The sequence below is a fragment of the Acidovorax sp. Root402 genome, from assembly GCF_001425125.1.
GTDB lineage: Bacteria > Pseudomonadota > Gammaproteobacteria > Burkholderiales > Burkholderiaceae_C > Acidovorax > Acidovorax delafieldii.
On record NZ_LMDQ01000018.1, the window covers coordinates 36,090 to 62,504 of the forward strand.

At 65.2% G+C, this 26,415-nt stretch carries 19 protein-coding genes, 2 tRNA genes and 1 riboswitch; of the genes, 10 read left to right on the top strand and 11 right to left on the bottom strand.

The features are described from left to right. Positions 1–19: 19 nt before the first annotated feature. A complete protein-coding gene (locus tag ASC83_RS20655) occupies positions 20–2,257 on the bottom strand; it encodes an EAL domain-containing protein (RefSeq protein WP_082522548.1) in 2,238 nt (745 codons plus the stop codon). A gap of 204 nt (positions 2,258–2,461) precedes the next feature. On the opposite strand from ASC83_RS20655, the gene aroC reads away from it, so the two are divergent. Together aroC and ASC83_RS20665 are read left to right on the top strand one after the other, a co-directional pair. Then, a complete protein-coding gene (gene aroC / locus ASC83_RS20660) occupies positions 2,462–3,559 on the top strand; it encodes a chorismate synthase (RefSeq protein WP_056067164.1) in 1,098 nt (365 codons plus the stop codon). A 36-nt stretch (positions 3,560–3,595) separates the two neighbouring features. Continuing rightward, complete coding sequence (locus ASC83_RS20665) at positions 3,596–5,401, top strand: bifunctional UDP-sugar hydrolase/5'-nucleotidase (protein ID WP_056067166.1); 1,806 nt, start codon at positions 3,596–3,598, stop codon at positions 5,399–5,401. Positions 5,402–5,448: 47 nt separating this feature from the next. Here the strand turns inward: ASC83_RS20665 and ASC83_RS20670 are convergent, their stop codons facing one another. The 4 genes from ASC83_RS20670 to ASC83_RS20685 form a co-directional block, all read right to left on the bottom strand. Then, the gene (locus tag ASC83_RS20670) at positions 5,449–6,351 is read right to left on the bottom strand and encodes a DMT family transporter (protein ID WP_056067168.1); all 903 of its coding nucleotides are present in this window, start codon (positions 6,349–6,351) and stop codon (positions 5,449–5,451) included. Positions 6,352–6,621: 270 nt separating this feature from the next. After that, positions 6,622–7,071, bottom strand: a complete 450-nt coding sequence (gene nrdR / locus ASC83_RS20675) for a transcriptional regulator NrdR (RefSeq protein WP_015013541.1) — start codon at positions 7,069–7,071, stop codon at positions 6,622–6,624. 24 nt (positions 7,072–7,095) lie between these two features. Further along, a complete protein-coding gene (gene glyA / locus ASC83_RS20680; RefSeq protein ID WP_056067170.1) occupies positions 7,096–8,340 on the bottom strand; it encodes a serine hydroxymethyltransferase in 1,245 nt (414 codons plus the stop codon). A 35-nt stretch (positions 8,341–8,375) separates the two neighbouring features. After that, a riboswitch (ZMP/ZTP riboswitch) is annotated at positions 8,376–8,529 on the bottom strand. Between the two features lie 84 nt (positions 8,530–8,613). Continuing rightward, positions 8,614–9,459, bottom strand: a complete 846-nt coding sequence (locus ASC83_RS20685; RefSeq protein ID WP_056067171.1) for a lytic transglycosylase domain-containing protein — start codon at positions 9,457–9,459, stop codon at positions 8,614–8,616. Between the two features lie 953 nt (positions 9,460–10,412). Between ASC83_RS20685 and ASC83_RS20690 the strand changes: the two genes are divergently transcribed. Then, entirely contained in the window at positions 10,413–13,193 is a 2,781-nt protein-coding gene (locus ASC83_RS20690) for a DUF349 domain-containing protein (RefSeq protein WP_056067173.1), read from the top strand. Positions 13,194–13,343: 150 nt separating this feature from the next. On the opposite strand, the gene ASC83_RS20695 is transcribed toward ASC83_RS20690, so the two are convergent. Then, a tRNA-Leu gene (locus ASC83_RS20695) sits at positions 13,344–13,428 on the bottom strand. 187 nt (positions 13,429–13,615) lie between these two features. Next, a tRNA-Leu gene (locus ASC83_RS20700) sits at positions 13,616–13,700 on the bottom strand. Between the two features lie 19 nt (positions 13,701–13,719). On the opposite strand from ASC83_RS20700, the gene rnr reads away from it, so the two are divergent. After that, entirely contained in the window at positions 13,720–16,053 is a 2,334-nt protein-coding gene (gene rnr / locus ASC83_RS20705; RefSeq protein WP_056067177.1) for a ribonuclease R, read from the top strand. A 93-nt stretch (positions 16,054–16,146) separates the two neighbouring features. Here rnr and ASC83_RS20710 read toward each other — a convergent pair whose 3' ends face one another. Next, on the bottom strand, positions 16,147–17,157 hold the full coding sequence (locus ASC83_RS20710; protein WP_056067179.1) for an alpha/beta fold hydrolase: 1,011 nt from the start codon (positions 17,155–17,157) through the stop codon (positions 16,147–16,149). 122 nt (positions 17,158–17,279) lie between these two features. Between ASC83_RS20710 and ASC83_RS20715 the strand changes: the two genes are divergently transcribed. Further along, positions 17,280–18,020, top strand: coding sequence for an AraC family transcriptional regulator (locus ASC83_RS20715; protein ID WP_056067181.1), 741 nt, complete (start codon positions 17,280–17,282; stop codon positions 18,018–18,020). A gap of 3 nt (positions 18,021–18,023) precedes the next feature. On the opposite strand, the gene ASC83_RS20720 is transcribed toward ASC83_RS20715, so the two are convergent. The 3 genes from ASC83_RS20720 to ASC83_RS20730 form a co-directional block, all read right to left on the bottom strand. Next, on the bottom strand, positions 18,024–19,553 hold the full coding sequence (locus ASC83_RS20720) for a bifunctional ADP-dependent NAD(P)H-hydrate dehydratase/NAD(P)H-hydrate epimerase (protein ID WP_056067182.1): 1,530 nt from the start codon (positions 19,551–19,553) through the stop codon (positions 18,024–18,026). A 100-nt stretch (positions 19,554–19,653) separates the two neighbouring features. Continuing rightward, positions 19,654–20,886, bottom strand: coding sequence for an FAD-dependent oxidoreductase (locus tag ASC83_RS20725; protein WP_056067184.1), 1,233 nt, complete (start codon positions 20,884–20,886; stop codon positions 19,654–19,656). Between the two features lie 52 nt (positions 20,887–20,938). Then, positions 20,939–22,294, bottom strand: coding sequence for an amidase (locus tag ASC83_RS20730; protein WP_056067186.1), 1,356 nt, complete (start codon positions 22,292–22,294; stop codon positions 20,939–20,941). 187 nt (positions 22,295–22,481) lie between these two features. On the opposite strand from ASC83_RS20730, the gene rpsB reads away from it, so the two are divergent. The 5 genes from rpsB (at position 22,482) to uppS (ending at position 26,411) form a co-directional block, all read left to right on the top strand. Further along, positions 22,482–23,234: a 30S ribosomal protein S2 gene (rpsB, locus tag ASC83_RS20735; protein ID WP_056067188.1), complete on the top strand. Its 753-nt coding sequence runs from the start codon at positions 22,482–22,484 to the stop codon at positions 23,232–23,234. A gap of 106 nt (positions 23,235–23,340) precedes the next feature. Beyond that, complete coding sequence (gene tsf, locus ASC83_RS20740; RefSeq protein WP_056067190.1) at positions 23,341–24,267, top strand: translation elongation factor Ts; 927 nt, start codon at positions 23,341–23,343, stop codon at positions 24,265–24,267. A gap of 56 nt (positions 24,268–24,323) precedes the next feature. Then, positions 24,324–25,046, top strand: coding sequence for a UMP kinase (gene pyrH / locus ASC83_RS20745; protein ID WP_008906712.1), 723 nt, complete (start codon positions 24,324–24,326; stop codon positions 25,044–25,046). 49 nt (positions 25,047–25,095) lie between these two features. After that, positions 25,096–25,656 carry a ribosome recycling factor gene (gene frr / locus ASC83_RS20750; RefSeq protein WP_056067192.1) on the top strand — a complete coding sequence of 187 codons (561 nt, stop codon included), beginning with the start codon at positions 25,096–25,098 and terminating at the stop codon, positions 25,654–25,656. Positions 25,657–25,679: 23 nt separating this feature from the next. Continuing rightward, entirely contained in the window at positions 25,680–26,411 is a 732-nt protein-coding gene (uppS, locus tag ASC83_RS20755; protein ID WP_056067194.1) for a polyprenyl diphosphate synthase, read from the top strand. Positions 26,412–26,415: the final 4 nt, after the last annotated feature.

The following is a 26,415-nucleotide window of genomic DNA, read 5'->3' on the forward strand; positions in this document are numbered from 1 at the left end:
AGATGTGCCTCTAGCCAGGTCAGCGATAGGGGCGAGGCGCCTGGGCGCAGAGCCAGGCCTCGATCTCATCGGGTGGTAGCGGCTTGCCGAACAGGTAGCCCTGCATGACCGGGCAGCCGTGGGCCTGCAGCCACTGCTGCTGGCCGGTGGTCTCCACCCCCTCAGCCACCACCACCATGCCCAGGCTGTGCGCAATGCTCAGCACCGACACCGTGAGGGCGCGCGCCGTGGCGCTGGTGGTGAGGTCTTGCACAAAAGCCATGTCGAGCTTGAGCTCGCTGATGGGCAGGCGGTGCAGGTAGCTCAGGCTGGAATAGCCGGTGCCGAAGTCATCCAGGGACAGCTTGAAACCCTGGTGGTGCAGGGCCTCGATGTTCTGCAGCGTGACGGGCCGCGCATCCATCATCACACTCTCCGTGATCTCCAGCAGCACATCGCTGGCGCGCAGGCCATGGCGCTGCAGCGCATCGCTGATCTCCTGCGCAAACTCCGGCCGGTGGAAGCTGCGGCCCGACAGGTTGATGGCCACGCAGGGCACGTCGTGGCCTGCAGCGCGCCAGGCCGCCAGCTGGCGGCAGGCTTCGTCCAGCAGCCACAGGGTCAGCTCATGGATCAGCCCGGCGTCCTCGGCCACGGGGATGAACTGCGACGGCGGCACCATGCCCCACTGCGGGTGGTTCCAGCGCGCCAGAGCCTCCACACCGTGCAAGGTGCCGGGGGAACTGCTGAGAACCTGCGGCTGGTAGTGCAGCGTGAGGCTGCGGTCGGACAGCGCCTGCTGCAGCGCGCGCTCCAGCGAGGCGCGCTCCTGGGCACGGCGGTTCATCTCGGCGCTGAACAGCTGCAGGCTGTGGCGATGGTCGCTTTTGGCCTGGTGCATGGCCTGGTCGGCATGGCGCAGCAGGGTGTCGATGGTGTCTCCATCGTTCGGAAACATCGCAATGCCGATGCTGGCGTGGGGCACATGGGTCTGCCCGAAGATGTCCAGCGGCTGGGCAATGTCGTGCAGCACGCGCTGGGCGCTTTGCACGGCCTGTTCGGTGGTGCATTCGGAGAGCAGCAGCACGAATTCGTCGCCCGACAGGCGCGCGATCAGGTCACGCGCACGCAGGCCTTGGGTCAGGCGCTGGGCCACCTCGCTCAGCAGCGCATCGCCTGCGGCGTGCCCCTGGGTGTCGTTGATCTGTTTGAATCGGTCCAGGTCCAGAAACAGCAGCGCGCCGGTATGGCGCCCCCGCTGCAGGTCGGCCAGCGCCCGCTCTCCACTGCTGCGAAACAGGGCCCGGTTGGGCAGCCCCGTCAGCACATCAAAAAACGCGAGCTGGTGGATACGCTCGTGTGTGCTGTTGCGTTCGATGGCCAGCGCACACAGGTGCAGGCATACATCGACAAGGCGCTGATGCAGCGCGTCGGGTGCGCGCGGTTCGCGGAAGTAAAACGCAAAGGTGCCAATCGGCTGACCCCGGTGGTCGCGAATGGGGCTGGACCAGCAGGCGCGCATGCCGCTCGGGGCAAACAATTCCTGGTAGTCAGCCCAGAGGGGGTCTGTGGCCATGTCGGTGACCACCACGGGCGCGTTGCGGAAGGCGGCGGTGCCACACGACCCTACCTTGGGGCCAATCGCCAGTCCGTCCAGCGCGCGGCTGATGGTGGCTGGCAGGCTGGGCGCTGCCAGCGGGTGCAACCGGCCTTGTGCATCTACCGCCAGGATGGAGGCGGTGACCTCGGGAGCGATGCGTTCGACCTCGCGGCAGACCAGGGCCATCAGCTCGGGAAGGGGCAACTCGTTGACCATGCCCTCCAGCACATGCGTCTGCAGGACCTCGTGCATCTTGGTGAGCGTGATGTCGGTCAGGATCGAAATGCTGCCCCCCGGTCCGCCGGAGCTTTCGTCGGAAGCATTGATCACCAGGGACACCCAGCGGGGTTGCCCCGCCTTGCTGTAAAGCAGGGTGTCCGTACGAAAACTGCCTTTGGCCAGCACATTGCCCCGGATGCTTTCGAGCAGGTCCGGATCAGAGTGGGGGCCCAGCAAGACCTCGCTCAGGTGCCGGCCCAGCACTTCGGCGGGCTGGTAGCCAAACAACCGCGTGAACCCTTCGTTGATATAGACCACACACTTGGAGCTGTTGGTCATCACCACAGCGTTGTCGCTGGCGTCCAGTGCGCGGCGAAGGGGAGCATCTGCCAGGGCGGCAGTCAGAAGGGTGCGGGAAGGTGATGTCGGACCCGGAGAGGGCGGCGCGAGGGCGGGCATGGAGATCCCAAAAATCGATGTTTACATGCTAACAAGCGTCCAGAACCCTGCCAAGCAGGATATGTCATGCCTGTGCAAACGCGCTACGTATCGGGCGTGTGGTGCCTCGTGGGTGCGGTGACTTAGGAGCTGTTGGGGAGTACACCGCAGCAAACCGGTGCGGCCGTGCGTCGGGCACCTGGGGCTCTGGGATAATCCCGCCCCATGAGCGGCAACACCATCGGTACCCTATTCGCAGTCACCAACTTTGGTGAATCCCACGGCCCGGCCATTGGCTGCGTGATCGACGGCTGCCCGCCCGGCATGCCACTCACCGAGGCTGACATCCAGGCCGACCTGGACCGGCGCCGCCCTGGCACCAGCCGCCACGTCACGCAGCGCAACGAGCCCGACGCGGTGGAGATCCTCTCTGGCGTGTACGAGGGCAAGACCACCGGCACCCCCATCGCCCTGCTGATCCGCAACACCGACCAGCGCAGCAAGGACTACAGCAACATCGCCGAGAGCTTTCGCCCCGGCCATGCCGACTACACCTACTGGCACAAGTACGGCATCCGCGACCCGCGCGGTGGCGGCCGCTCGTCGGCCCGCCTGACGGCGCCCACGGTGGCCGCCGGTGCAGTGGCCAAGAAGTGGCTGGCACAGCAGTATGGCGCCCAGTTCCGCGCCTGCATGACGCAGCTGGGCGAGCTGCCCATCCCTTTCGAGAGCTGGGATCACGTACGCGCCAACCCCTTCTTTGCCCCCGTGGCCGACGTGCAGCAGTACGAGGACTACATGGACGCCCTGCGCAAGGCCGGTGACTCGTGCGGCGCCCGCATCCGTGTGCAGGCCACGGGCGTGCCGGTGGGCCTGGGCGAGCCGCTGTATGACAAGCTTGACGCCGACATCGCCCACGCCATGATGGGCTTGAATGCCGTGAAGGGCGTGGAGATTGGCGCGGGCTTTGCCAGCGTGGCCCACCGGGGGACCATGCACGGCGATTCGATGACGCCGCAGGGTTTTCGCACCAACAACGCCGGTGGCGTGCTGGGCGGCATCAGCACGGGGCAAGACCTGGAGGTGAGCATTGCGATCAAGCCCACCAGTTCCATCATCAGCCCGCGCGAGTCCATCGACATCCACGGCAAGAGCACCGAGGTGATCACCAAGGGCCGCCACGACCCCTGCGTGGGCATTCGCGCCGCGCCGATTGCCGAGGCGCTGCTGGCGCTGGTGGTGATGGAGCACGCGCTGCGTCACCGTGCCCAGTGCGGCGATGTGGTGCCGCCTGTGCCGCCGATCCAGGCCTCGTTTCTGTAACACCAACTCCCACCGTCCCTGGGGCGGTGCCTCCGTATGAGCAACCGCTTGTTCCGGGCCTTTCACCGCAGGGCGCTGGCCGCCTTGGCGGTGCCGCTGTGGCTGGCTGGCTGCAGCGGCATTGCGTCCACCGCCCCTGCGGCGGGTAGCGCGCCGGCCCACATCGACATCACCCTCATCGGCTTCAACGACCTGCACGGCAACCTGGAGCCGCCCCACATGGCGCATCGAGTGCAGGGGCCCACGGGACCGGTGCTGGCGCCTGCGGGGGGCATGGCGTATTTCGCCAGCGCCATGGCAGCCCTCAAGGCCCAGTCGCCGCACCATGCGGTGGTCTCTGCGGGTGACATGGTGGGCGCCTCGCCGCTGGTGTCGTCGCTGTTCCTGGACGAGCCCACCATTGAGGCCGTCAACCGCATGCATATCGACTTCAACGCGGTCGGCAACCACGAGTTCGACCGGGGCTGGCGCGAGCTGCTGCGGCTGCAGAACGGTGGCTGCGAGAAATTCACCTCGCGCGAGCCTTGCCGCATCAGCAAGCCTTTTGAGGGCGCCCAATTTGGCCTGCTGGCGGCCAACACGGTGCGTGAAGACGGGCGCACCCTGCTGCCCGCCACAGGGCTCAAGCGGTTTACCGAAGGCGGTGTCACCGTCACCATGGGGTTTATCGGCCTCACGCTGCAGGCCACACCGACCATGGTCAGCCCGTCCGGGGTCGCTGGGCTGCGTTTTGAGGACGAGGCGGCCACGGCCAACGCGCTGATCCCTCAGCTCAAGGCCCAAGGCGCCGATGTGATTGTGGTGGCCATCCATGAAGGCGGGGGCACCACGGCGGGCGTGCAGGAGACCAGCTGCGCAGGTCTGTCGGGCGACATCGTGCCCATCCTGGAGCGCCTGGACCCGGCCGTGGATGTGGTGGTCTCGGGCCACACGCACCAGGCCTATGTGTGCGACTACAGCCGCGTGAACCCGGCCAAGCCGTTTTTGCTGACCAGCGCAGGCCAGTACGGCACGCTGCTCACCGACATCCAGCTGAGCGTGGATACGCAGACCCGCCGTGTGGTGAGCAAGACGGCGCGCAATGTGGTGGTGCAGGGCGAGGCCTTCACGGGCGCCCAGGGGCCGGTGCCGCTGACAACGGCCGTGCCGACGTTCCCTGCAGATCCCGGCGTGCAAAAGATCATCGACACCTACCGCGCTGCCGCCATTCCGCTGGCCCAGCGTCCAGTGGGGCAGGCCCAAGGGGCCATGCGCCGCCAGCCCAACGCGGCGCTGGAGAGCGTGCTGGGCAATCTGGTGGCGGACGCCCAGCTGCTGGCCACACGAGCGCCTGCGGATGGTGGTGCGCAGCTGTCCTTCATGAACCCGGGCGGCCTGCGCGCTGACCTGGTGCCGGATGAGCAAGGGCTGGTGCGTTACGGCCAGCTGTATGCGGTGCAGCCTTTTGGTAACCAGCTGGTGATCAAGACCTTCACGGGTGCGCAGATCCGCGCGGTGCTGGAGCAGCAGTTCGCCAGCGGTGGCAACACCGTGCAGCGGCCCCGGGTGCTGTCGGTGTCCAGCGGGTTCAGTTACCGCTACGACCTGAGCCAGCCCGCCGGGGCGCGCATCAGCCACATGGTGCTGAATGGTGCGCCGGTGACAGACCTGCAGTCCGTGCGTGTGGTGATGAGCAGCTTTCTGGACAGCGGTGGTGACAACTTCACGGTGCTGACGCAAGGCCAGGACCGGCGCGTGGGTGAGCTGGACCTGGATGCGCTGGAGGCGTACTTCCGGCTGCAGAGCCCGGTGGCACCACCCGCTACCCACCGCATCACCCGCGTTGCGCCTGCCGCGCGCTGAGGAGCACCAAAGGCGTTTGGTGCACGCTGGGTGGGGGAGTCCGCCGCTTAGTCGTCTGTGCGGCGCAGCGCGCCCAGCCATTGCAGCGGGTTGAAGCCGGTGACCAGCCCGGTCGCCACCAGCACCAGCGCGCCGCCCCAGAGCATGCCCGGCCCCAGTGCCTCGCCCAGAAAGATATGGCCCCAGGCCACGCCGAACAGCGGGATCATGAAGGCGGAACTCATGGCGGCCACGGGCGAGACATGTTTGAGGACCCGCAGGTTGAGCCAGTAGGCGAGCCCCGAGGTCACGATGCCCATCACGGCTACGGCGGCCAGCGCCTCGGGAGTGAAACGTGCGGTGGGCAATGTCCAGGCCGCCCCGGGCAGCAGCAGAACCAGGGCAGCGGCGTGGATGCCGGCCGCGATCGACAGCGGTGACATGCGGGTGGTCGCCCGCTTCATCCAGGTGAGGGACAGGCCGTAGCACGCCGCAGCGGTCACGCACGCGCCTGCCGCAAGCAGTACCGCCGAGGTGGGCGCCACAGGCCCCAGCTGCACGATCAGCGCGACCCCTGCAAAGCCGCAGAGGCAGCCCGCCCATTTGCGCGTGCTCAGCGTGTCTTCCTTCATCCAGGCGGCGGCGATCACGCCAAACGGCACGGCCATGGTGTTGAGCAGAGAGCTGTAGCCCGCAGGCAGGTGCAGTGCCGCCCAGGCGTACAGCAGAAAAGGCGCTGCCACCGTCAGCGCACCCAGCCCCAGCAGTTCCCGCCAGTGGCGCCAGGGCCAGGGCTCACCCACCCAGCGCATGATGCCGATCAGCGTGAGAGTGGCCAGCCCAATGCGCAGCGCGGCCATCACATTCGGACCCAGTACCGGGCTGGCGATGCGGATGAACAAAAAGGAGGCGCCCCACAGGGCAGACAGCAGCACCAGCTGCAGGAAATGGCGGGTTTTCACCGCGCGCATTGTCAGGCACCTGCGCAGTGCTTGCCGAAGTGTTGGATGGCAGTTTTGATGCAAAAACTGCTTGAAGCGCTAGTCCATCATGCTACGATAGCTATCAAATTAGTAGCAATTGCAGAGTAGCTTGCGCGACATGCGCAGGGGCCATGGCAGAACCTGGGAGTGCGCAATGTATGCCAACGGTGCCGCGCTCTGCATTGGCCAGACGAGGTAGCAGGGGCGGGGGCTGCAAAGGGGCGGTCATCCGCGTGACGGCCACCCTGGGGGGCGTGGCTACTTGCGCACCTCATCCACCATGGCGCGAAAGTCGTCGATGTCTTCAAAGCTGCGGTACACGCTGGCAAAGCGGATGTAAGCCACCTTGTCGAGCTTCTTGAGCTCGCGCATCACCAACTCACCAATGCGGCTGGAGATCACTTCGCGCTGGCCCAGGTTGAGCAGCTTTTCTTCGATGCGCTCGATGGCGCTGTCGATCTGGTCGGTGCTGACCGGGCGCTTGCGCAACGCCAGGTTGAAAGAGCCCAGCAGCTTGCTGCGGTCGTATTCAATGCGCCGGCCGTCTTTTTTGACGATGGCCGGGAAGTTCACTTCCGGCCGCTCGTAGGTGGTGAAGCGCTTGTCGCACGCGCCGCACTGGCGGCGGCGGCGGATGAAGACCCCATCCTCAGACACCCGCGTTTCAACAACTTGCGTTTCGAGGTGGCTGCAGAAGGGGCACTTCATGGGCGCTGAGGACCGGCTTGTTGCTTAACGGTAGACCGGGAAACGAGCGGTCAGGGCGTTGACCTTGGCACGCACGGCGGCGATGTTGGCTTCGTCGCGGGGGTTGTCCAGCACATCGGCAATCAGGTTGGCCGTGATGCGGGCTTCTTCTTCCTTGAAGCCACGCGTGGTCATGGCGGGGGTGCCAATGCGCACGCCGCTGGTCACCATCGGCTTTTCAGGGTCGTTGGGGATCGCGTTCTTGTTGATGGTCATGTGGGCGGCGCCCAGCACGGCCTCGGCTTCCTTGCCGGTAATGCCCTTGGCGCGCAGGTCCACCAGCATCACGTGGCTTTGCGTGCCGCCGGACACGATGCGCAGGCCGCGTGCGGTCAGCGTCTCCGCCACGACCTTGGCGTTCTTGGCCACTTGCTCCTGATAGGCCTTGAACTCGGGCTGCAGCGCTTCCTTGAAGGCTACGGCCTTGGCAGCGATCACGTGCATCAGGGGTCCGCCTTGCAGGCCGGGGAAGATGGCGCTGTTGATGGCCTTCTCGTGCTGTGCCTTCATCAGGATGATGCCGCCACGCGGGCCGCGCAGGCTCTTGTGCGTAGTGGATGTGACCACGTCGGCGTGCGGCACGGGGTTGGGGTACACACCGGCGGCAATCAGGCCGGCGTAGTGGGCCATGTCGACCATGAAGATCGCGCCCACGTCCTTGGCCACCTTGGCAAAACGTGCAAAGTCGATGTGCAGGCTATAGGCCGAGGCACCGGCGATGATCAGCTTGGGCTTGGTCTCGTGCGCCTTTTTCTCCATCGCTTCGTAGTCGATGGCTTCGTTGGCATCCAGGCCATAGGACACCACGTTGAACCACTTGCCAGACATGTTCAGCGGCATGCCGTGCGTCAGGTGGCCGCCTTCGGCCAGGCTCATGCCCATGATGGTGTCGCCGGGCTTCAAGAAGGCCAGGAACACGGCCTCGTTGGCCGATGCGCCGCAGTGGGGCTGCACGTTGGCGGCTTCTGCGCCGAACAGCTGCTTGACCCGGTCGATGGCCAGTTGCTCGGCAACGTCCACATGCTCGCAGCCACCGTAGTAGCGCTTGCCTGGGTAGCCTTCTGCGTATTTGTTGGTCAGCTGGGTGCCCTGGGCCCACATCACGGCAGGCGAGGCGTAGTTTTCGCTGGCGATCAGCTCGATATGGTGCTCTTGGCGAGCGTTTTCGGCCTGGATGGCGGCAAACAGCTCGGGGTCGGTTTGTTCGACAAGAATTTTGCGGTCGTACATGATTGGCAGTCCTATGAACTTGTGTCCCTTGAAACAAGGGCTGCCCAGGCGAACGGCTGAACGCATGGGGCAGGGCCCCTGCGGCACGCTTCCCAGTGGTTCACAAGAAGTAGGTTCTTGCTGGTTTCCACGTCAGCGGCAGCATCCAGTGGCTGGATGCTGCGCCTATCGCCAGTCGCGTACCCCTTTAGTGTAGCCGACACGGCGCCAGTGCCGCACCGTCCGAACCGCTGGGCGCCAGGGTTGTTGGCTGGGTGCCGGGAGCCCGCAGGGTTACAGGCCAGGTGTCAGCAAAGCCACTTTGTCGCTGGCTGCTGCAGGGGCTGTGCTGCGGGGCACCGCTGCGGGGATGCTCTGCACGGGAGCCTGGGTAGACAAGGAGGGTGGAGGGTTGAAAGGCACTGCGCGACCGCCGGCCACCTGGCGCAGGCGTAAATGTTCCGCCATCACCTTGGCGGCATAGCCTCCGTCGTCGGCCATGTTGCCTGCACCCACATAAAAGCGCAGGCCGCCTTCGAGCGAGCCAGCGCGAGCGATGCATTCTTGCAGCACCTTCACACCGACCCGCAGGTTGCTCACCGGGTCAAAGGCTGCAAAGTGACCGCCAAAGTTCTGGTACTTGTCTGTGTGCACGCGGGTCATCACCTGCATGAGCCCTTGTGCGCCCACGGCGCTTTCGGCAAACGGGTTGAAGCTCGACTCGATGGCCATGATGGCCAGGATCAGGGTGGGGTCGATCTTGGCGCGGGTGCCAATCTCGTAGGCCTCGGCCACCAGAGCGCTCAGGGGCTCAGGCGCCACGCGGTACTTTTTGCTGAGCCAGAAGGCCACGGCTGCCTGCTCTTTGGGCAGGTCCTTGGGGTTTACCGCCGTAGCACGCTCGCTGGCTTCTGGCTCGATGGGCATGCCCACCATTTCAACCTGGCGGGCTTGCAGCCAGTTCATCAGTTGCTCTTCACCAGCCTGGCGCAGATCGGGCCGTGCAGTGAGGGCAATGACGACAAAGGCAACGGCCAAGCCGATGAGGGCGAAGCTGTTGTGGGTGATTTCAAGAAAACCTTCGGTCACGTCGGCCGCGAAGGTTCGCACGCCGGAGACTATTTTTCCTGACGCTGTCATAGCTCTTCCTTTCTGAGGCGGGCCAGTGGAGCGGAGCAGTCGCAGTGGACTGTACTTTGCTGGCAGATCACCTGGATTGGTACGCCATCAAGTCCGGGCTGCACGTCTGTGGAGTGCTTGGCGCCCTGGATTGACTTAGCCGGGTTCGGCAGCGATTGGGGTTTGTACTAGCCCTGTTTTTGGGGCTGGCGGATTCTAGAAGCTCACTAAATGCATAGTCAATACTAACAAAACTATTTTTAAGACATAAAAATTATGAAAAACATGTGAAAAATCACAGTTTTTTGTGGGGGTGAGGGGCTGTTCAGCGCTGTGGGTGGGCCGGTGGTGGCTGACATCACCATGTCAAATTCAATCGGGCTTTTCTCCGCCATTGAGAATCCGATTTGAGTTGGCCGAGTGAGTTTGATAAGGTGGAGGCGCCTGTAGATTTCAGGCATCGCCAGACGAAGCGAAGTCTCCCTCCGAGGGCATTCAGTGCCAAGGTGCAGCAGATGCCGCTTCCATGGCAACCCCTGGAGGCAATACCTTGCCTCCTCGCCATGCGGACCTTTCTCTCCGTATCGCGACCGATGGCAAAGACCGTTGTGTCAGCCGTCAAGCCCGGCGGGCAGGCCCTTCAGGCACTGCTCGTCGGGCTTTCTTATTGGTGCTTCGCCTTGTGGGTGGGCGGCGCTGTCTTATATATAGATAATGGGGGCTGTTCCCTAGAGCGGCGACCCTTCGCCCGGAGTGTCGCGCGGCGTTCTCGCAGAGGTCCATCGGCGGGGCGGCCTGCCTCGCAAAGCCTTGTGCCAGATCACCTGGCTGGTGTGGACGATGCTCCCCGCCACGGCTTGCTGGCCCAATCCGGTGAAAATAGCCCTTTTGTTGCCCTGGCGTGCGCATGGTGCGGTCGCTCGGGCACGGCCCCAGGCCCTGCGCCAGGGACGCCTTCGTAATCCATTGGATCCATGTTTCCATTTTTTTCCCGCAGCAAAATGTCCGACGCACCTGAAGTGAATCCGGCCCCGGCCAAAACCCACGAGCCGCACCCGCTCGATGCGCTGACCGGCGGCGCTTTTTCTGCCGCTACGTCGGGTGAGCGCGCTTCCCGCATCCGTGACTGGCTGGCCACGCAGCCAGCGCCTGAGCAGCTGCAGGAGGTGTTCAAGGAGTTGAGCGGACGTGACAAGGGCGCAGCCCGCGCCGTGCGCGAACGTTTGGACGAAATCCGCCGTGCCAAGGGGCAAGAGGCTATTGCGGCCGAATGGGCGGACAAGGCCCAGGCACTGCTGGCGGCCCCCAAGCTCAATATTGCAGATGCCCTGGCCTGGCAGCGGGATGCCGCCAAGGCGGGTGCGCCTCTGTCGCGCGAGCCGCTGTCGCTGCTCAAGGTGCAGCTGGCGGACCGTGTGAAGGTCATTGAAGACCTGCAGCACCGCGTGCAGGTGCAGCGCGAGGCCGCTGTGCTGCTGGCGCAGCGCATTGAAGTGCTCTCCACCAAACCCTGGCGTGATGCCCATGCTGCGCTGGAGCTGCTGCGTGCCGATGTCGCGCGCTGGCAGGAGCAGGCCCAGGAGCTCACGGGCGATGCGAGCTGGGCGAGCGTCGAAGCGCGGTTCCCCCCTTTGCTGGATGCCTCTCGCACCCAGTTGCTGGTGGTGTGGGAGGCTTTTCAGCCCGCAGTCGCCCAGGCGGCTGCAGCGGCAGAAGATGTCTCCGCGCCCCTGCCTCCCGTGCCGGTGTGGGCGGACGAATTGCGCGCTGCCCGTGGCCTGCCCACGGAGGCCGCCGCCGCTGCGGCTGCTTCAGCAGCTGCCAGCAAGCCAGCCCGCGTCGCCAAACCCAAGGTTGCGCCAGAGGTGATCGAAAAGGCGCACCAACTGGTGCGCGATGCGCTGGCGACGCTCGAAAAAGAAACCGCTGAAGGCCATGGCAAGGCCAGCGCTGGCGCAGCGGCTGCGCTGCGCGCCGTGCTCAAGGTGCATGGCAAACACATTGACAATGCCCTGGAGCAGCAGGTGCACACGGCGCTGGTGGCTGCTGGTGAGCTGGAAGGCTGGCAACGCTGGAGTGCCGACCAAGTGCGTGAAGAACTGGTGGCCAAGGCCGAAGCGCTGCTCAACCGCCCCGAGGGCCAGGCCCTGGGTGGCCGCAAGATGCAGGAGACCCTGCGCAATCTGCGAGACCAGTGGAAGCAGGCAGACCAGGGTGGTGCGCCTAACCACGCCCTGTGGAAGAAGTTTGATGAAGCCTGCAACGCGGCGCACAAGGTGGTCGAGGCCTGGCTGGACAAGATCCGCACTGAAGCGGCCGAGCACAAGGCTCAGCGCCTGGCGCTGATCGAAGAGGTCAAGGCCTGGGCGCAAGAACACGCTGCATCGGGCGACTGGAAGGCCATCAACCGCTCGCTGTATCAGTTCGGCGACCGCTGGCGCGAAGGCGGGCATGTGGGCGAGAAGATTTTTGCAGAGCTGCAGCCCCTGTGGAAACAGGCCATTGCCGTGGCCGCAGCACCCCTGGAGGCTGCACAGAAGGAAAGTCTGGCGCGTCGTCACGCGATGATCGACGAGGCCACAGCCTTGGGCGCGGCACCCGCTTTGCGCATCGATGCCGTCAAGGCGTTGCAACAGCGCTGGCAGGCTGAGGCACAGACCGTGCCGCTGGACCGCAAGCACGAGCAAAAGCTGTGGGACGCTTTCCGCAAGCCCATTGATGAAGCGTTCAACCGCAAGTCGGCGGATCGTGACCGTGCTGTCACCGAGTTGAGTGCGCGGGACCGCGTCGTTCTGGACGCCTCCAAGGCTCTGGAGGCTGCCAACGCCACGGGTGATGCGCAGCAGATCCGTGCTGCCATGCAGGCGCTGGAGGCTGCATTGCGCGGCCAGGCCCAGGCGGCTGAAGCGGTCGCCACGGCCAACAAAGATGCCCAGTCGCATGCTGAAGCGCAGGCAAATGCTGCTCCTGCTGCTCCAGCTGCTACTGAAATTGCATCGGAGGCCTCTGCCGAGGCTGCGGAAGGTGGTGACGCCGCTGCGGCCGCGCCCGCGCCGACACCTGCAGCCCCCAAGCCTGTCGCAAGACCTGTCGTGGCGGTGCGTGGGGATGATCGCCCTGGCATGAAGAAAGACGCTCCGGTGCCCCCCGGCCGTGGTGCGCGACCCGGAGACCGCCGCGATGGTCGTCCGGGCGACCGTGACGGTGCCCGCGGCCCACGCAGTGATGGCCGCATGGGCGATCGCGCTGACCGAGGAGGTCGTTTTGGTGATCGTCCAGCCTTCGAGGACCGTGGCCCTCGCTTGGGGGACACAGCATTCCGTGCTCAGCGCGAGGCGATGGAGCACGCACAGCTGGCCCTGAAGAAGCTGGCCGCACAGGCCCACGGCGAAGCCTTGACCCAGCTGTTGACCGCATGGGAAAAGCGCGATGCTGCGCTGGTCCCCGGCACGCAAGATCTGGGTTCGGGTGTGACGGCGTCGGTGCGCAGTGCCTGGACACAGGCATTGTCGGCTGCGCCCAAGGGCGATGCGGCAGAAGCGCTGCTGCGCCTTGAAATGGCGGCCGAGGCCCCAACGCCTGCCGAGCACATTGCTGCGCGGCGCATGTTGCAACTGCAGTTGCTGACGCGCCGCAACGACCCTGCGCCCACCCAGACCTGGGGCCAGGATGTGGCGCGCGTGCTGGCGAGCAATAGCGATGCGGCGAACGCACGCCGTTTGCAGAACGTGCTCAAGACGCTGCTGCGCAAGTAGTTGAAGGGCTGGGGCGCGCGCCGCGGCGCGTGTACCCTCAGGGCAGCAGACAGAACGAAAAACGAGACCGCTGGCGGTCTCGTTTTTTTCTTTGCTTTGATGGTTTGAAAACAAAAAAACCGTTGCGGATGCAACGGCTTTTTATATGTTTGGTGCCCAGGAGAGGACTCGAACCTCCACGATGTTACTCGCTAGTACCTGAAACTAGTGCGTCTACCAATTCCGCCACCTGGGCTTTCAGATCAGCCTCGAATTATAGGACAAGAAATTCGGGCTTCTGAAGAGTTTTCAAAAAAATGTGCCGTCGGCTCAAAAATCGTTGAGCCGCAGCAGGGCATGCAAAACATCTCAGCAAATAAAAAAGCCGCTGGGTGTACAGCGGCTTCGATATTTTGAAAACCATCGCTGGTTCTCGTTAAACTTGGTGCCCAGGAGAGGACTCGAACCTCCACGATGTTACTCGCTAGTACCTGAAACTAGTGCGTCTACCAATTCCGCCACCTGGGCATTTCAGGAAAGACTAAGATTGTATAACAAAAAATCCACCCCCGGCACGCAGCCAGCCACACATTTGTCGCAAGAGATCGAAGGCAGCGTGCAAGGGCACCGTGATGGACACGGTTTCGTCATCCGCGACGATGGCGAAGGCGACATCTATATCCCCCCGAACGAAATGCGCGCAGTCTTGCACAAGGACCGTGTGCGCGTGCGCATCGTCCGCCAGGACCGCCGTGGCCGCCCCGAAGGGCGTGTTGTTGAAATCATCGAGCGTCCGCCCCAGCCCATCATCGGCCGACTGCTGCAGGAAAGCGGCGTGTGGCTCGTGGCTCCCGAAGACAAGCGCTACGGTCAGGATGTACTGATCCCCAAGGGCGCCACGGGCGCCGCGAAGCCCGGGCAGGTCGTGGTGGTTGAGCTGACAGAACCTCCAGCCCTGTTCGGCCAGCCTGTGGGGCGCATCACCGAAGTGCTCGGTGAAGTGGACGATCCTGGCATGGAGATCGAGATCGCGGTGCGCAAGTACGGCGTGCCACACGAGTTCTCGGCAGAGTGCCTGGCCCAGGCCAAGGAGCTGCCCGACAAGGTACGCGCGCAGGACAAGAAGCGCCGCGTGGACCTGACCGACGTGCCCCTGGTCACCATCGACGGCGAAGATGCGCGCGACTTCGACGATGCCGTGTACTGCGAGCCCGCCAAGGTCGGCCGCAGCAAGGGCTGGCGTCTGCTGGTGGCGATTGCCGACGTGAGCCACTATGTGGAAACGGGCAGCGCCATCGACATCGATGCCTACGACCGTGCCACCAGCGTGTACTTTCCGCGCCGCGTGATCCCCATGCTGCCCGAGAAGCTCAGCAACGGGCTCTGCTCGCTCAACCCCGAGGTGGAGCGCCTGTGCATGGTCTGCGACATGCTGGTCACCGCCAAGGGCGAGGTGCACGCATACCAGTTCTATCCGGCCGTGATGTTCAGCCACGCGCGCTTCACGTACACCGAAGTCGCAGCCATCCTGGCCAACACGCGCGGCCCGGAAGCCAGCAAGCGCAAGGACCGTGTCAAGGACCTGCTCAACCTGCATGACGTGTACCGTGCGCTGCTCATCGCGCGCCAGGCGCGCGGCGCCGTGGACTTCGAGACCACCGAGACGCAAATTGTGTGTGACGAAAACGGCCGCATCGAAAAGATCGTGCCGCGCACCCGCAACGACGCGCACAAGCTCATCGAGGAAGCCATGCTGGCCGCCAACGTGTGCAGCGCCGACTTCATTGCACAGGGTGGCCAGCCGGGCCTGTTCCGCGTGCACGAAGGCCCCACGCCCGAGAAGCAGGAGATCCTGCGCAACTACCTCAAGGCCATGGCTGTGGGCATGACGATTGGCGACGACCCCAAGCCGGGCGACTTCCAGGCGATTGCTACGGCGACCAAGGATCGGCCCGACGCACAGCAGATCCACACCATGCTGCTGCGCTCCATGCAGCAGGCCATCTACACGCCCATCAACAGCGGCCACTTCGGCCTGGCGTTCGATGCCTACACCCATTTCACCAGCCCCATTCGTCGGTATCCCGACTTGCTGGTGCACCGGGTCATCAAGGCCATCCTGAGCAAGACGAAGTACGCGCTGCCGTCCTTGCCCACACCCGGCGAAGCCCATGCCAAGCTGGCCAAACGTCTGGCTGCGCGCGTGGCCGCACCTGGCACCAAGCCACGCAAGGATGTGAAACCGCCCAGCCGCGACACCCAGGCCTGGGAGGCCGCCGGCCTGCACTGCAGTGCCAACGAGCGCCGCGCCGACGAGGCCAGCCGCGATGTGGAAGCCTGGCTCAAGTGCAAGTACATGCGCGAGCACCTGGGCGAGGAATACAGTGGCGTGGTCAGTGCTGCGACGAGCTTCGGCATCTTCGTGACGCTGGACGCGATGTACGTCGAGGGGCTGGTGCACATCACCGAATTGGGCGGCGAATACTTCAAGTTCGACGAGGCGCGCCAGGAGCTGCGCGGCGAGCGCACCGGCATCCGCTACGCCATCGGCGCGCGGGTGCGGGTGCAGGTGAGCCGTGTGGATCTGGACGGGCGCAAGATCGACTTCCGCCTGGTGCGCGAAGGCGAGGAGCTGCTGGGCCGCGCGCTCAAGGACAAGGGTGTGGGCACCGAGGGGGCTGGTGGTGGCGCCCGCAAGGCGGGTGGTCGGTCGGGCGGACGCAAAGCCGACAAGGCCGCAGGTCCATCTGCCACCGAGCAGGCAGGCCTGACCCGCGAGCGGGCTGCGCGTTCGCCGATCCAGTCGCTCAAAGCCTCGGTCAAGAAGGCGGTCGCGGGTAAGTCCAGCAAAGGCAAAGCGCGCAAGCCACGCCGGGGCTGAGGTCGTCGAGCTGGTGGACCAAGGCCCTCCAGCTCGCCTCACCATCGCTATTTAATTGATAGCTGCTAGCGCATATAGAACATGCGCTTGTGGCTATTTTTTATTGAAATGTGCATGCTTGGCGGCTTGAGGGGCGCTCGATTGCTCCAGAAAGCGCGCATACCGTTGTGCCGTGTCGGCGGGGGCTTCCATCATGGGCAGGTGCCCAATGCCGGGCAGCGCGGCGATGTGGGCCTGCGGAAGCAGCTTCTGCACCGTCTGAAGGCCGCTTCGGTCGAACACGCGGTCGCTGTCGCCCCACAGGACCAGGGTGGGGTGCTGCTGCAGGCGGCCCAGGTGTTGTTCCAGCAGATAGCGGTCTTTCAGCTGCGCGTCCCACAGGCGGGTGTTGGATGCAGCGTTGCGCAGCGCGTCCTGCTCGGAGGCATGCAGGATGGGGTAGGGCAGGAAGGGGCGCTTTTCAAACACCAACTCCATCATCGCTTTGAAGGCGGTGGCATCGTGGGCCACCAGCGGGCGTTGCCCGGCGTCGATGAGGCGGTCCATGGTGCTGGGCTGGGGCGAGCGTATGCCGTGGGGCGCGCCGATGAAGGCCACGCTGGCTACGCGCTCGGGGTACCGTAGGGCAAAGAGCGCTGCGATCGTGCCACCCATCGAGTTGCCAGCCAGATGCACTTGCGCCAAGCCGAGTGCGTCCAGAAACGCGGCGAGGCGCGTCACGTGGGCGGCATAGTCGTAGGTTTGGTCATCGCGCCGCGTGCTTTCGCCAAAGCCCGCGATATCTGGGGCAATCACCCGGTACTGGCCGGTGAGGGGGCGCGCAAAATCGACCCAATGGTCCTTCTCCGCAAAAATGCCGTGCAGCAGAACAATGGGCGTTCCAGCATCTGCTCCACTGCCGACGGCCAGCGCGGGGTTTGGGGGCGTGCCGTTGTCCAGGTAGTGGATGGTGTGCATCGCCGCGTTGGTGGTTTTTTCTTCCAGGCCAGACAGATGGCGATTGGCCCTGAGCAGGGGCTCTTTGAACAGTAAAGGGGCCCCGTAGTAGAGGCCGGCTGTGCCCAGTACCAGTGCCGTTGCAACAGAAATAGCGATGCGTTTCAAGAAGCGTTCTCCAGGGATATGGCTGCGTACACGTCAGGGGCCCTGCTTGCACACCGGCAGGCCCCCTGGCAGGAGAGGCAAGGCTACGGAGATTTCGGTAAAAAAACTTGTAGGTTTGGGCTATGCCGGCACGCAACACACTGACCCTGGGCACTGACCGCGCGCTCTACGTCGGGGAGATCCCGGCCACGGGCTGGCACTGCCATGCGTCGCCAGTGCTGTTGATGGGGCTCTCGGGCCGGTTTGCGGTGCACTGGGGGGCAGGGTGTGTGGAGACTTGCCACAGCGCGTTGGTCGATGCCGGAGTGGAGCACCTGTTCGACCCCTGCGGTGAAGTGGTTGCGCTGGTGTATCTGGAGCCGGATTCGGCGCAGGCGCGCGGCCTGCGGGGGCTGTTCGGGCAAGAGGGGGGTGTGGTGGTGGACGTTGCAGCCCCTGTCGGTGCGCGCAGTGCCATGGAGGGTTATCTGCATCACTTCGACCTGCCCGCCTTGCTGCGTTGCCCGCTCGATAGCGAGGTGGCGCCACTCGATCCACGCGTCGTCCGCAGCCTGCACGTGCTGCGCCATCCGCAGGCGGGGCGGGTGGCACGGGGTGACCTGGCCTCGGGCGTACAGCTTTCGGCATCGCGTTTCAACCACCTGTTTCGCTCCGAGATGGGCGTGAGCTTGCGCACCTATCGGGTCTGGTCCCAGGTGCGGTTGGCGATGGCGGGGCTGGCGGTCAGCCCGCGCCTGACCGACGCGGCGCTACACGGCGAGTTTTCTGATTCGGCCCACTTCAGCCGCATGTTCCGGCAGACCTTTGGCATGACACCGTCGAGCGTGCTCAAGCCGCTCAAGAAGGTGACCTTGCTGGCCTGAGGCTCAGCTTCCGCCCACGCGCCGCGCCAGTGCGCTGGCCGTCAGCGCCTGGCGCGCTGGCCAATCATCAGCCGCCTGGCCATGCTGGTACACCGCTTCACTCGCCGCGCGCAAGGCGCTGGCACCGGCGGCCAGGTGGGCGCCCACCATGCCTGCCAGCACATCGCCCGTACCCGCCGTGGCCAGCCGCGCATTGCCCGTGGGGTTGATGGCCGGGACGCGGTCGGGTGCAGCGATCACGGTGCCCGAGCCCTTGAGCACGGCCACGCAGTTGAACTGGTTGGCCAGTTGCTGCGCGGCATCCAGCCGGTGGGCCTGGACCTCGGCCGTGGTCAGGCCCATCAGGCGAGCGGCCTCCAGCGGGTGCGGTGTGAGCACCGTGGGTTGCCCGTGCTGTCCGCGTGCCACCACCAGCGCGTGCAGTGCGGCCTGGGTGGCGATGGTGTTGAGCGCGTCGGCATCCAGCACCAGCCGGGCCGCGCGGGTGATGACTTCGGGCAGCACGCGTGCGATGGCCTGCCCGCCGCCACAGCCGCAGACCACGGTGAGCTGTTCGAGCGCGAGGGCGTCAAAGCGGCGGAACATCAACTCCGGCTGCTGCAGGTCCAGTTGCAGATGCCCATCGTCCAGCAGGGCCACCAGCACCCGGCCCGCGCCGCTGTGCAGAGTGGCCGAAGCGGCCAGCAATGCGGCGCCCGCCATGCCCATGCCCCGCGCTGCCAGTCCTTCGCCGCCCACCACTGCCACGTCGCCATAGCTGCCCTTGTGGCTGGCGTGGGCGCGGGGGGCGGGCAGGGCGGGGCCGGAGAGCCAGGCGTTGGGCGGCTCGTGCCCGGGTTCTACGCCCAGATCATCCAGCCAGACCTGGCCTGCTGCGTCCCGCCCGGCGGCGGTGAACAGGCCGGGCTTGAGGGTGAGCAGACTCAGCGTGTGGCGTGGCGGGGGCGCTTGGTGGTGCAGGTGGGGTGGGGTGTCGGGCGCCAGGCCCGCGGCAAACTGGCCGTTGTCCGCGTCCAGCCCGCTGGGCAGGTCCACGGCCAGCACGGGGGCCGGGCTGTGGTGCAGGGCTTGCAGGCAGGCTCTGAGCCTTGCGTCGGGCGCGCGTGCGGGGCTGTGGGGTGACGAAGAGACGCCAATGCCCAGCAGCGCATCAATGCACAGGTCGTTGGCCCCCAGATCGTCGGGGGCAGTGTCTGCCCAGGATACGCCCGCACCCCGTGCGCGCTGCCAGGAGGCCCTGGCATCCGCCGGGGCCGTATCGGGCTGGCCCAGCCAGGTCACGACCACTCTGCGGCCACTGCGCTGCAGGTGCATGGCAGCCTCCAGCCCGTCACCCCCGTTGTTGCCGGGGCCGCAGGCAATCCACACGGTGCGTGCGTGGGGTGCCAGCGCCTGGGCCAGTTGCGCGACGGCCAGGCCGGCGCGCTGCATGAGCGTGTGCGGGGGCAGGGCGGCTGCCGCCGCTTTTTCCAGGCGGCGCGTGGCGGCCGTGTTGAACAGGGGATAAGGCTGGTGGGCGGTGATGCGGTGCATGGGCTGCAGGGGGCAAGGGCTGCTGCCAGCGGCAGCGCGCCTGCCATTGTGCGCCGACGCCCCGTGGGGGCAAAGCGCAGGCGGGCCTGTGAATAGGCGCTTAGAACCGCCGCATGCCCAGCCCGTCCAGCGACACCTCGGGTTCCCGCTGCGCGATCAGGTCGGCCAGTGCCCGCGCGCTGCCGCAGGCCAGGGCCCAGCCGCCAGCGCCATGGCCGGTGTTGAGCCACAGGCCCGGCACGCCGCTGGCGCCCACCACCGGGGCACCGTCGGGCAGCATGGTGCGGGCACCGCGCCAGATCTGCAGGTTGGATGAAAGCTGCGCGCCCCCGGGGAACCAGTCGTTCAGCGTGCGGTACAGGCGCTGCAGTGTGGGGGTGTGGTGCTCGGCATCGGCCCCGGCCAGTTCAGCGCCACCGGCAATGCGCACGCGCTGGCCCAGGCGGGTGATGGAGATTTGCTGGCCCGCATCCACCACGCTGGCGCGGGGGGCGTGGGTGGATTCGCGCAGTGGGGCGCTCACGGAGTAGCCGTACACAGCCGCCATGGGCAGCCCCAGGCCCAGTGCGGGCAGCAGCGTGGCCGATGCCATGCCGGCGCACAGCACCACGGCATCAAAGCGGCGCAGGTCCGTTTCGCCCTGCAGCACCACGCCCGTGGGGCTGGTGTCGACGCGGTCTACGCGGGTGTTGAACACAAACTGCACCCCCGCACCCTGGATGCCCTGGCGCAGCAACTGTGCAAACAGACGGCAGTTGCCGGCGCGTGCATCGGGCAGGTGGATCGCGCCGGCCAGCGGGGCTTCGGGCGAGAGGCCTGGCTCGATCTGGCGCGCCACATCGGCGTCGATCTCACGCAGGGCCACGCCGCTGTCGCGCAGCACTTGCAGCGCGGGCTGCAGGCGGGCGCGGTCTTCTTCGGTGCGCAGCAGCACCAGGCGGCCGTCGCTGGCTTCAAAGTCCAGCTCATGCTGGTTCGCAATGGCTTGTAGTCGAGCTTGGCTGTATTGCGCCAGGCGTTCGACCGCGGCGGCCGGGGCGCTGTGGCTGCGCGCCATGCTGCGCCAGCGCCGCAGCCAGGCCCAGTTGGCGCGGGTCAGGCCGCCAGCCAGCCGCAGGGTGGCCTGTGTCCCCATCAGTCGCAGCGGCTGGCCGAAGCCCGGCAGCGCCCAGGGGCTGAGCAGGTGGGGCGCCAGCAGCCCGGCGGTGGCAAAGCTGGCCTCTTCGGCGGCCGCACTGCGTTGTTCAAACACCGTGACTTCGTGGCCGTCGCTGGCCAGTTCGTACGCGGTGGTGACGCCGACAATGCCGGCGCCCACGATAGCAATCTTCATGAATTTGGGTGTTTTTGGCTTGTAGCGCTAGTGAATCATGCGCTGGTAGCTATTATTTTTGTAGTGTTTGCTCGATCTGCAGGCTGATGTTGAGCACCGTGTCATCCCTGAGCGCCCCGTGCCAGACCATCAGCCCGACCGGGAGTTCCCCTTGCACGTGGCAGGGGAGCGACAGCGCACAGCCGTCCAGCAGATTGACCACACTGGTGTTGCGCAGCAGCAGGTTGTTGACGCGGAAGAACTCGGCATCGCGGGCGGCGTCCCGGGCCTTGTCCGCACCATCTGCAGGAGCGACATCGGACAGCAGTGGCGCCAGGATGGGCACGGTGGGGGACAGCAGGGCGTCGTACGGCTCCATGTCGGCGATCATGCGTGCAATCCATTGCTGGCGCGCCTGCAGCAGGTCGATGTATTCCCAGGCCATCAGCGTGGCCCCTTTTTCGATGCGCATGCGCACTCGGGGGTCGTAGCGGTCGCCTGCGCGCTGCAGCAGCTCGCGGTGCCAGGCGTAGGCTTCGGGGGCGGCAAAACCGTAGGCGGGCTGCTCCAGCACGGCGGGCAATGCGATGGTGTCGATCTGTGCGCCCGCCTGGCGCAAGGCTTCCACACTGCGCTCAAAGGCGCGCGCCACGGGGGCGTCGAGCCCGTCCAGGAAGAGGGTGGACGGCACCGCCAGCCGGTACTGGGACAGCGGCGCCAGGCTGCGCGTCACGCGCCGGGCGGCCAGCACCTCGTGCGCCACGATGGCGTCGCGCACGGTGCGCGTCATGGCGCAGGCGGTGTCCAGGGTGGTGGACAGCGGCACGGCGCCGGCGGTAGGCACCAGCCGGGCGGTGTTCTTGAAGCCCACGATGCCGTTGAGCGCTGCAGGAATGCGGATGGAGCCACCGGTGTCCGATCCCAGCCCGATGAACGCCGCGCCAGTGGCCACCGATACCCCGGCGCCGGACGAAGACCCGCCGGGCACGCGGGGCGCGCCGGGCAGGGCGCCAAAGCGGGCATCCCAGGCAGCAGGCGTGCCGTAGTGGGGGTTGACGCCGACGCCAGAGAACGCGAACTCCACCATGTTGGTGCGGCCGATCAGGTTGGCACCTGCTGCGCGCAGGCGGGCCACGGCCGGGCAGTCCTCGGCTGCTGCGGGAGCGTCTGCGAGCGCGGTAGAGCCCGCCGGGGTGGGTTGGCCGGCCACGTCAAACAGGTCCTTCACCGACACCGCCAGCCCGGCCAGGGGCAGCTGGGCCACACCCGGCTGCACCGCCGTGGTGCGTGCCTCGTCAAACAGCGTGCGCACAAAGCTGTGGGTGTTGGGTGTGGCCTGGGCGGCGTCGATGCAGCGCTCGAGCTCGGCGGGCGCGGTGTTGGCGCCGTCCCGCAGTTGCTCACGGGTGGCGATCAGGTCAGGGAGCATGGGTGTGCTAGAATCTTTGGGTTTTGCTGGGAGCAGTAGCGCAGTGGTGCAAGGTTTGCACAACCGGCGTGGCCGCTGCGGCAAGACCAATCGCAAAGCAGCCCTGTCAAGGTGTTGCAGTGTTCGTGAGGATCACGGCACTGCAAATATTGGGGCTGATTTTAGACCTAACCTTTGGAGTATTTTTATGTCCGTTACCATGCGCGAAATGCTGGAAGCCGGTGTCCACTTCGGTCACCAAACCCGCTTCTGGAACCCCAAGATGGCCCCCTACATCTTCGGCCATCGCAACAAGATTCACATCATCAACCTGGAAAAGTCGCTGCCACTGTTCCAGGAAGCCCAAAAGTTCGCCAAGCAACTGGCTGCCAACCGCGGCACGATCCTGATGGTCGGCACGAAGCGCCAAGCCCGTGAAATCCTGGCCACCGAAGCGCAACGCGCTGGTGTGCCTTTCGTGGACCAGCGCTGGCTGGGCGGCATGCTGACGAACTTCAAGACCGTGAAGACCTCGATCAAGCGCCTCAAGGACATGAAGGCTCAGCAAGAAGCTGGCCTCGAGAACCTGAGCAAGAAGGAGCAACTGACGTTCTCCCGCGAAATCGAAAAGCTCGAAAAGGACATCGGCGGCATCCAGGACATGGCTGCTCTGCCCGACGCCATCTTCATCATCGACGTGGGTTTCCACAAGATCGCCGTGGCCGAAGCCAAGAAGCTGGGCATCCCGCTGATCGGTGTGGTTGATACCAACCACTCGCCCGAAGGCATCGACTACGTGATCCCTGGTAACGACGACTCGGCCAAGGCTGTGACGCTGTACGCCCGTGGCATCGCTGACGCGATCATCGAAGGCCGTGCCAACGCCGTGAATGAAGTCGTGAAGGCTGCAACCGCCGAGAGCACCGACGAATTCGTGGAAGTGCAAGAAGCCGCTGCCTGATAGCCCGGCTGCGCGATCCGTCGCGAACAAAAGCGGGGCCCCTGGTGAGCCCCCTTTTTTTTAGCCCGAATCTGAACTGACTGAATTGAATACTGAAGGAATAAAGATGGCTGCAATTACCGCAAGCATGGTGGCTGAACTGCGTGGCAAGACCGACGCCCCCATGATGGAATGCAAGAAGGCGCTGACCGAAGCCGATGGCGACATGGCCAAGGCGGAAGAGCTGCTGCGCGTCAAGCTGGGCACCAAGGCTGGCAAGGCCGCATCGCGCGTGACTGCTGAAGGCGTGGTCGCCAGCTACATCGACGGCACCACGGGTGCTCTGGTCGAAGTCAACAGCGAAACCGACTTCGTTTCCAAGAACGACAGCTTCATTGCCATGGCCAACGCCGCTGCCAAGCTGGTGGCACTGCACAACCCCGCCACGGTGGAAGCCCTGGGTGCACTGCCCTACGAGCAAGACAGCTTCGGCCCCACGCTGGAAGATGTGCGCAAGGGCCTGATCGGCAAGATCGGCGAAAACATGTCGTTCCGCCGCTTCAAGCACTTCAGCGGCTCCAACCTGGCAGCCTACCTGCACGGCTCGCGCATCGGTGTGGTCGTCGAGTTCGACGGTGACGCCACCGCCGCCAAGGACGTTGCCATGCACGTGGCCGCCATGAAGCCCGTGGCCCTGACCAGCGCCGACGTGCCTGCCGACCTGATCGCCAAGGAGCGCTCGGTCGCCGAAGGCAAGGCTGACGAAGCCAACAAGGAACTCGTGGCTGCCGGCAAGCCTGCACAAAGCGCTGAAATCACGGCCAAGCGCATCGACGGCGCGGTGCAGAAGTACCTCAAGGAAGTCTCGCTGGCCGACCAGGTCTTCGTGAAGGCTGCCGACGGCAAGCAAACCGTGGCCCAGATGCTCAAGGCTGCCAACACCAACGTGAAGGGGTTCACCCTGTACGTGGTGGGCGAAGGCATCGAGAAGAAGGTGGACGACTTTGCTGCCGAAGTGGCTGCCCAGGTGGCTGCTGCCAAGGCTGCTGCCTGATCGTTCCCTGTAACCACCCCACCAAAGCCTCGTACCACTTACTGGAGAAATTTCCCATGTCCAACGCTGCACCAGCCCACAAGCGCATTTTGCTCAAGCTGTCTGGTGAGGCGCTGATGGGGGATGACGCCTTCGGTATCAACCGCGCCACCATCGTGCGCATGGTCGAGGAGATCGCCGAAGTGACCCGCCTGGGTGTCCAGGTGGCCGTGGTGATCGGTGGGGGCAATATTTTCCGTGGTGTCGCCGGGGGCTCGGTCGGGATGGACCGTGCCACCGCCGACTACATGGGCATGCTGGCCACCGTGATGAACGCCCTGGCCCTGGCCGACGCCATGGACAAGCAGGGCCTGGTGGCCCGTGTGATGTCCGCCATTGCCATCGAGCAGGTGGTCGAGCCCTATGTGCGCCCCAAGGCGCTGCAGTATCTTGAAGAGGGCAAGGTCGTGGTCTTCGCGGCCGGTACGGGCAACCCGTTTTTCACCACCGACACAGCAGCCGCCCTGCGTGGCGCGGAAATTGGCGCCGAACTGGTGCTCAAGGCCACCAAGGTGGACGGCGTTTATACTGCCGACCCCCAGAAAGATCCCACGGCGACGCGCTACACCAAGCTCAGCTTTGACGAGGCCATGTCCCGCAATCTGGGCATCATGGACGCGACTGCCTTCGCCCTGTGCCGTGACCAGAAGCTGCCCGTGAAGGTGTTCTCCATCATCAAACACGGCGCCTTGAAGCGCGTGGTGATGGGCGAAGACGAAGGTACGCTGGTTTACGCTTGATCACGATGGAAAGGCCTGCATTGCATGCAGGTCGGCCCGAGGAGAAAACATGACGATTGCCGACATCAAGAAGACTGCTGAAACCAAGATGGACCAGTCCATCACCGCGTTCAAGAACAACCTGCAGAAGATTCGCACCGGTCGTGCCAATCCGGCCCTGCTCGATACGGTGCAGGTCGAGTATTACGGCTCCCTGGTTCCACTGAGCCAGGTGGCCAACGTGGCGCTGATCGATTCGCGCACCATCAGCGTGCAGCCCTGGGAAAAGGGCATGGGCGCCAAGATTGAAAAGGCCATCCGCGAAAGCGACCTGGGCTTGAACCCGGCTTCCATGGGCGACCTGATCCGCGTGCCCATGCCCCCCATGAGCGAAGAGCGCCGCAAGGAAATGACGAAGCTCGCGCGCAACGAGGGCGAGAGCGCCAAGATCGCCGTGCGCAACCTGCGCCGCGATGCCAACGAATCCGTCAAAAAACTGGTCAAGGACAAGCTGGCGTCCGAAGACGACCAGAAGCGCGCCGAAACGGAAGTGCAAAAATTCACCGACAAGCACATCGCCGAGATCGACGCGCTGGTGGCCGCCAAAGAGCAGGAAATCATGGCGGTTTGAGCCCCCAGGGCTTGAACATTCCCATGTCTGTATCTCCGGTGGTGCCACACCACATTGCCATCGTCATGGATGGCAACGGCCGCTGGGCTACGCGTCGCTTTCTGCCGCGTCTGGCCGGCCACAAGCAAGGGGTTGACTCACTTCGCCGCTGCGCACGCGCTTGCGTGCAGCGCGGCGTTGGTGTGCTCACGGTGTTTGCGTTCTCTTCCGAAAACTGGAACCGCCCCGCCGACGAGGTCTCCGGCCTCATGGAGCTGCTGGCGATGGCGCTGGCGCGCGAGGTGCCCCAGCTCAAGAAAGACGGCGTGCGTCTTCATTTTGTGGGCGAACGTGGCAGCCTTTCGCCCAAGGTGCGAGACGGCCTGGGTCAGGCAGAAGCCGCCACGGCGGACAACACCCGCCTGGTGCTCAACGTCTGCTTCAACTACGGAGGCCGCTGGGACATCGCGCAGGCGGCTGCATCGCTGGCTGCCCGTGGCGAGCCCATCACCGAGGCCAGTCTGCACAATGCGATGGGATTGGCCCACGTGCCCGACCCCGACCTCGTGATCCGCACCGGGGGAGAAATGCGGATCAGCAACTTTTTGCTCTGGCAATCGGCATACTCCGAGTTCTTCTTCAGCGACCGACTGTGGCCCGATTTCGATGAGTCCGCCCTGGACGAGGCCATCGACGCCTTCAGCCGCCGCGAGCGCCGTTTTGGCAAAACCTCTGAACAGATTCTGTCCGCGCATCCTGATCCGATGCCGGGTTGAGAAC

What these genes read in the sequence shown, in the direction of transcription:
- ASC83_RS20655 (WP_082522548.1), bottom strand. Translation starts at nt 2,257, where the DNA reads ATGCCCGCCCTCGCGCCGCCCTCTCCGGGTCCGACATCACCTTCCCGC.
- aroC (WP_056067164.1), top strand. Translation starts at nt 2,462, where the DNA reads ATGAGCGGCAACACCATCGGTACCCTATTCGCAGTCACCAACTTTGGT.
- ASC83_RS20665 (WP_056067166.1), top strand. Translation starts at nt 3,596, where the DNA reads ATGAGCAACCGCTTGTTCCGGGCCTTTCACCGCAGGGCGCTGGCCGCC.
- ASC83_RS20670 (WP_056067168.1), bottom strand. Translation starts at nt 6,351, where the DNA reads ATGCGCGCGGTGAAAACCCGCCATTTCCTGCAGCTGGTGCTGCTGTCT.
- nrdR (WP_015013541.1), bottom strand. Translation starts at nt 7,071, where the DNA reads ATGAAGTGCCCCTTCTGCAGCCACCTCGAAACGCAAGTTGTTGAAACG.
- glyA (WP_056067170.1), bottom strand. Translation starts at nt 8,340, where the DNA reads ATGTACGACCGCAAAATTCTTGTCGAACAAACCGACCCCGAGCTGTTT.
- ASC83_RS20685 (WP_056067171.1), bottom strand. Translation starts at nt 9,459, where the DNA reads ATGACAGCGTCAGGAAAAATAGTCTCCGGCGTGCGAACCTTCGCGGCC.
- ASC83_RS20690 (WP_056067173.1), top strand. Translation starts at nt 10,413, where the DNA reads ATGTTTCCATTTTTTTCCCGCAGCAAAATGTCCGACGCACCTGAAGTG.
- ASC83_RS20715 (WP_056067181.1), top strand. Translation starts at nt 17,280, where the DNA reads ATGCCGGCACGCAACACACTGACCCTGGGCACTGACCGCGCGCTCTAC.
- ASC83_RS20720 (WP_056067182.1), bottom strand. Translation starts at nt 19,553, where the DNA reads ATGCACCGCATCACCGCCCACCAGCCTTATCCCCTGTTCAACACGGCC.
- ASC83_RS20725 (WP_056067184.1), bottom strand. Translation starts at nt 20,886, where the DNA reads ATGAAGATTGCTATCGTGGGCGCCGGCATTGTCGGCGTCACCACCGCG.
- ASC83_RS20730 (WP_056067186.1), bottom strand. Translation starts at nt 22,294, where the DNA reads ATGCTCCCTGACCTGATCGCCACCCGTGAGCAACTGCGGGACGGCGCC.
- rpsB (WP_056067188.1), top strand. Translation starts at nt 22,482, where the DNA reads ATGTCCGTTACCATGCGCGAAATGCTGGAAGCCGGTGTCCACTTCGGT.
- tsf (WP_056067190.1), top strand. Translation starts at nt 23,341, where the DNA reads ATGGCTGCAATTACCGCAAGCATGGTGGCTGAACTGCGTGGCAAGACC.
- pyrH (WP_008906712.1), top strand. Translation starts at nt 24,324, where the DNA reads ATGTCCAACGCTGCACCAGCCCACAAGCGCATTTTGCTCAAGCTGTCT.
- frr (WP_056067192.1), top strand. Translation starts at nt 25,096, where the DNA reads ATGACGATTGCCGACATCAAGAAGACTGCTGAAACCAAGATGGACCAG.
- uppS (WP_056067194.1), top strand. Translation starts at nt 25,680, where the DNA reads ATGTCTGTATCTCCGGTGGTGCCACACCACATTGCCATCGTCATGGAT.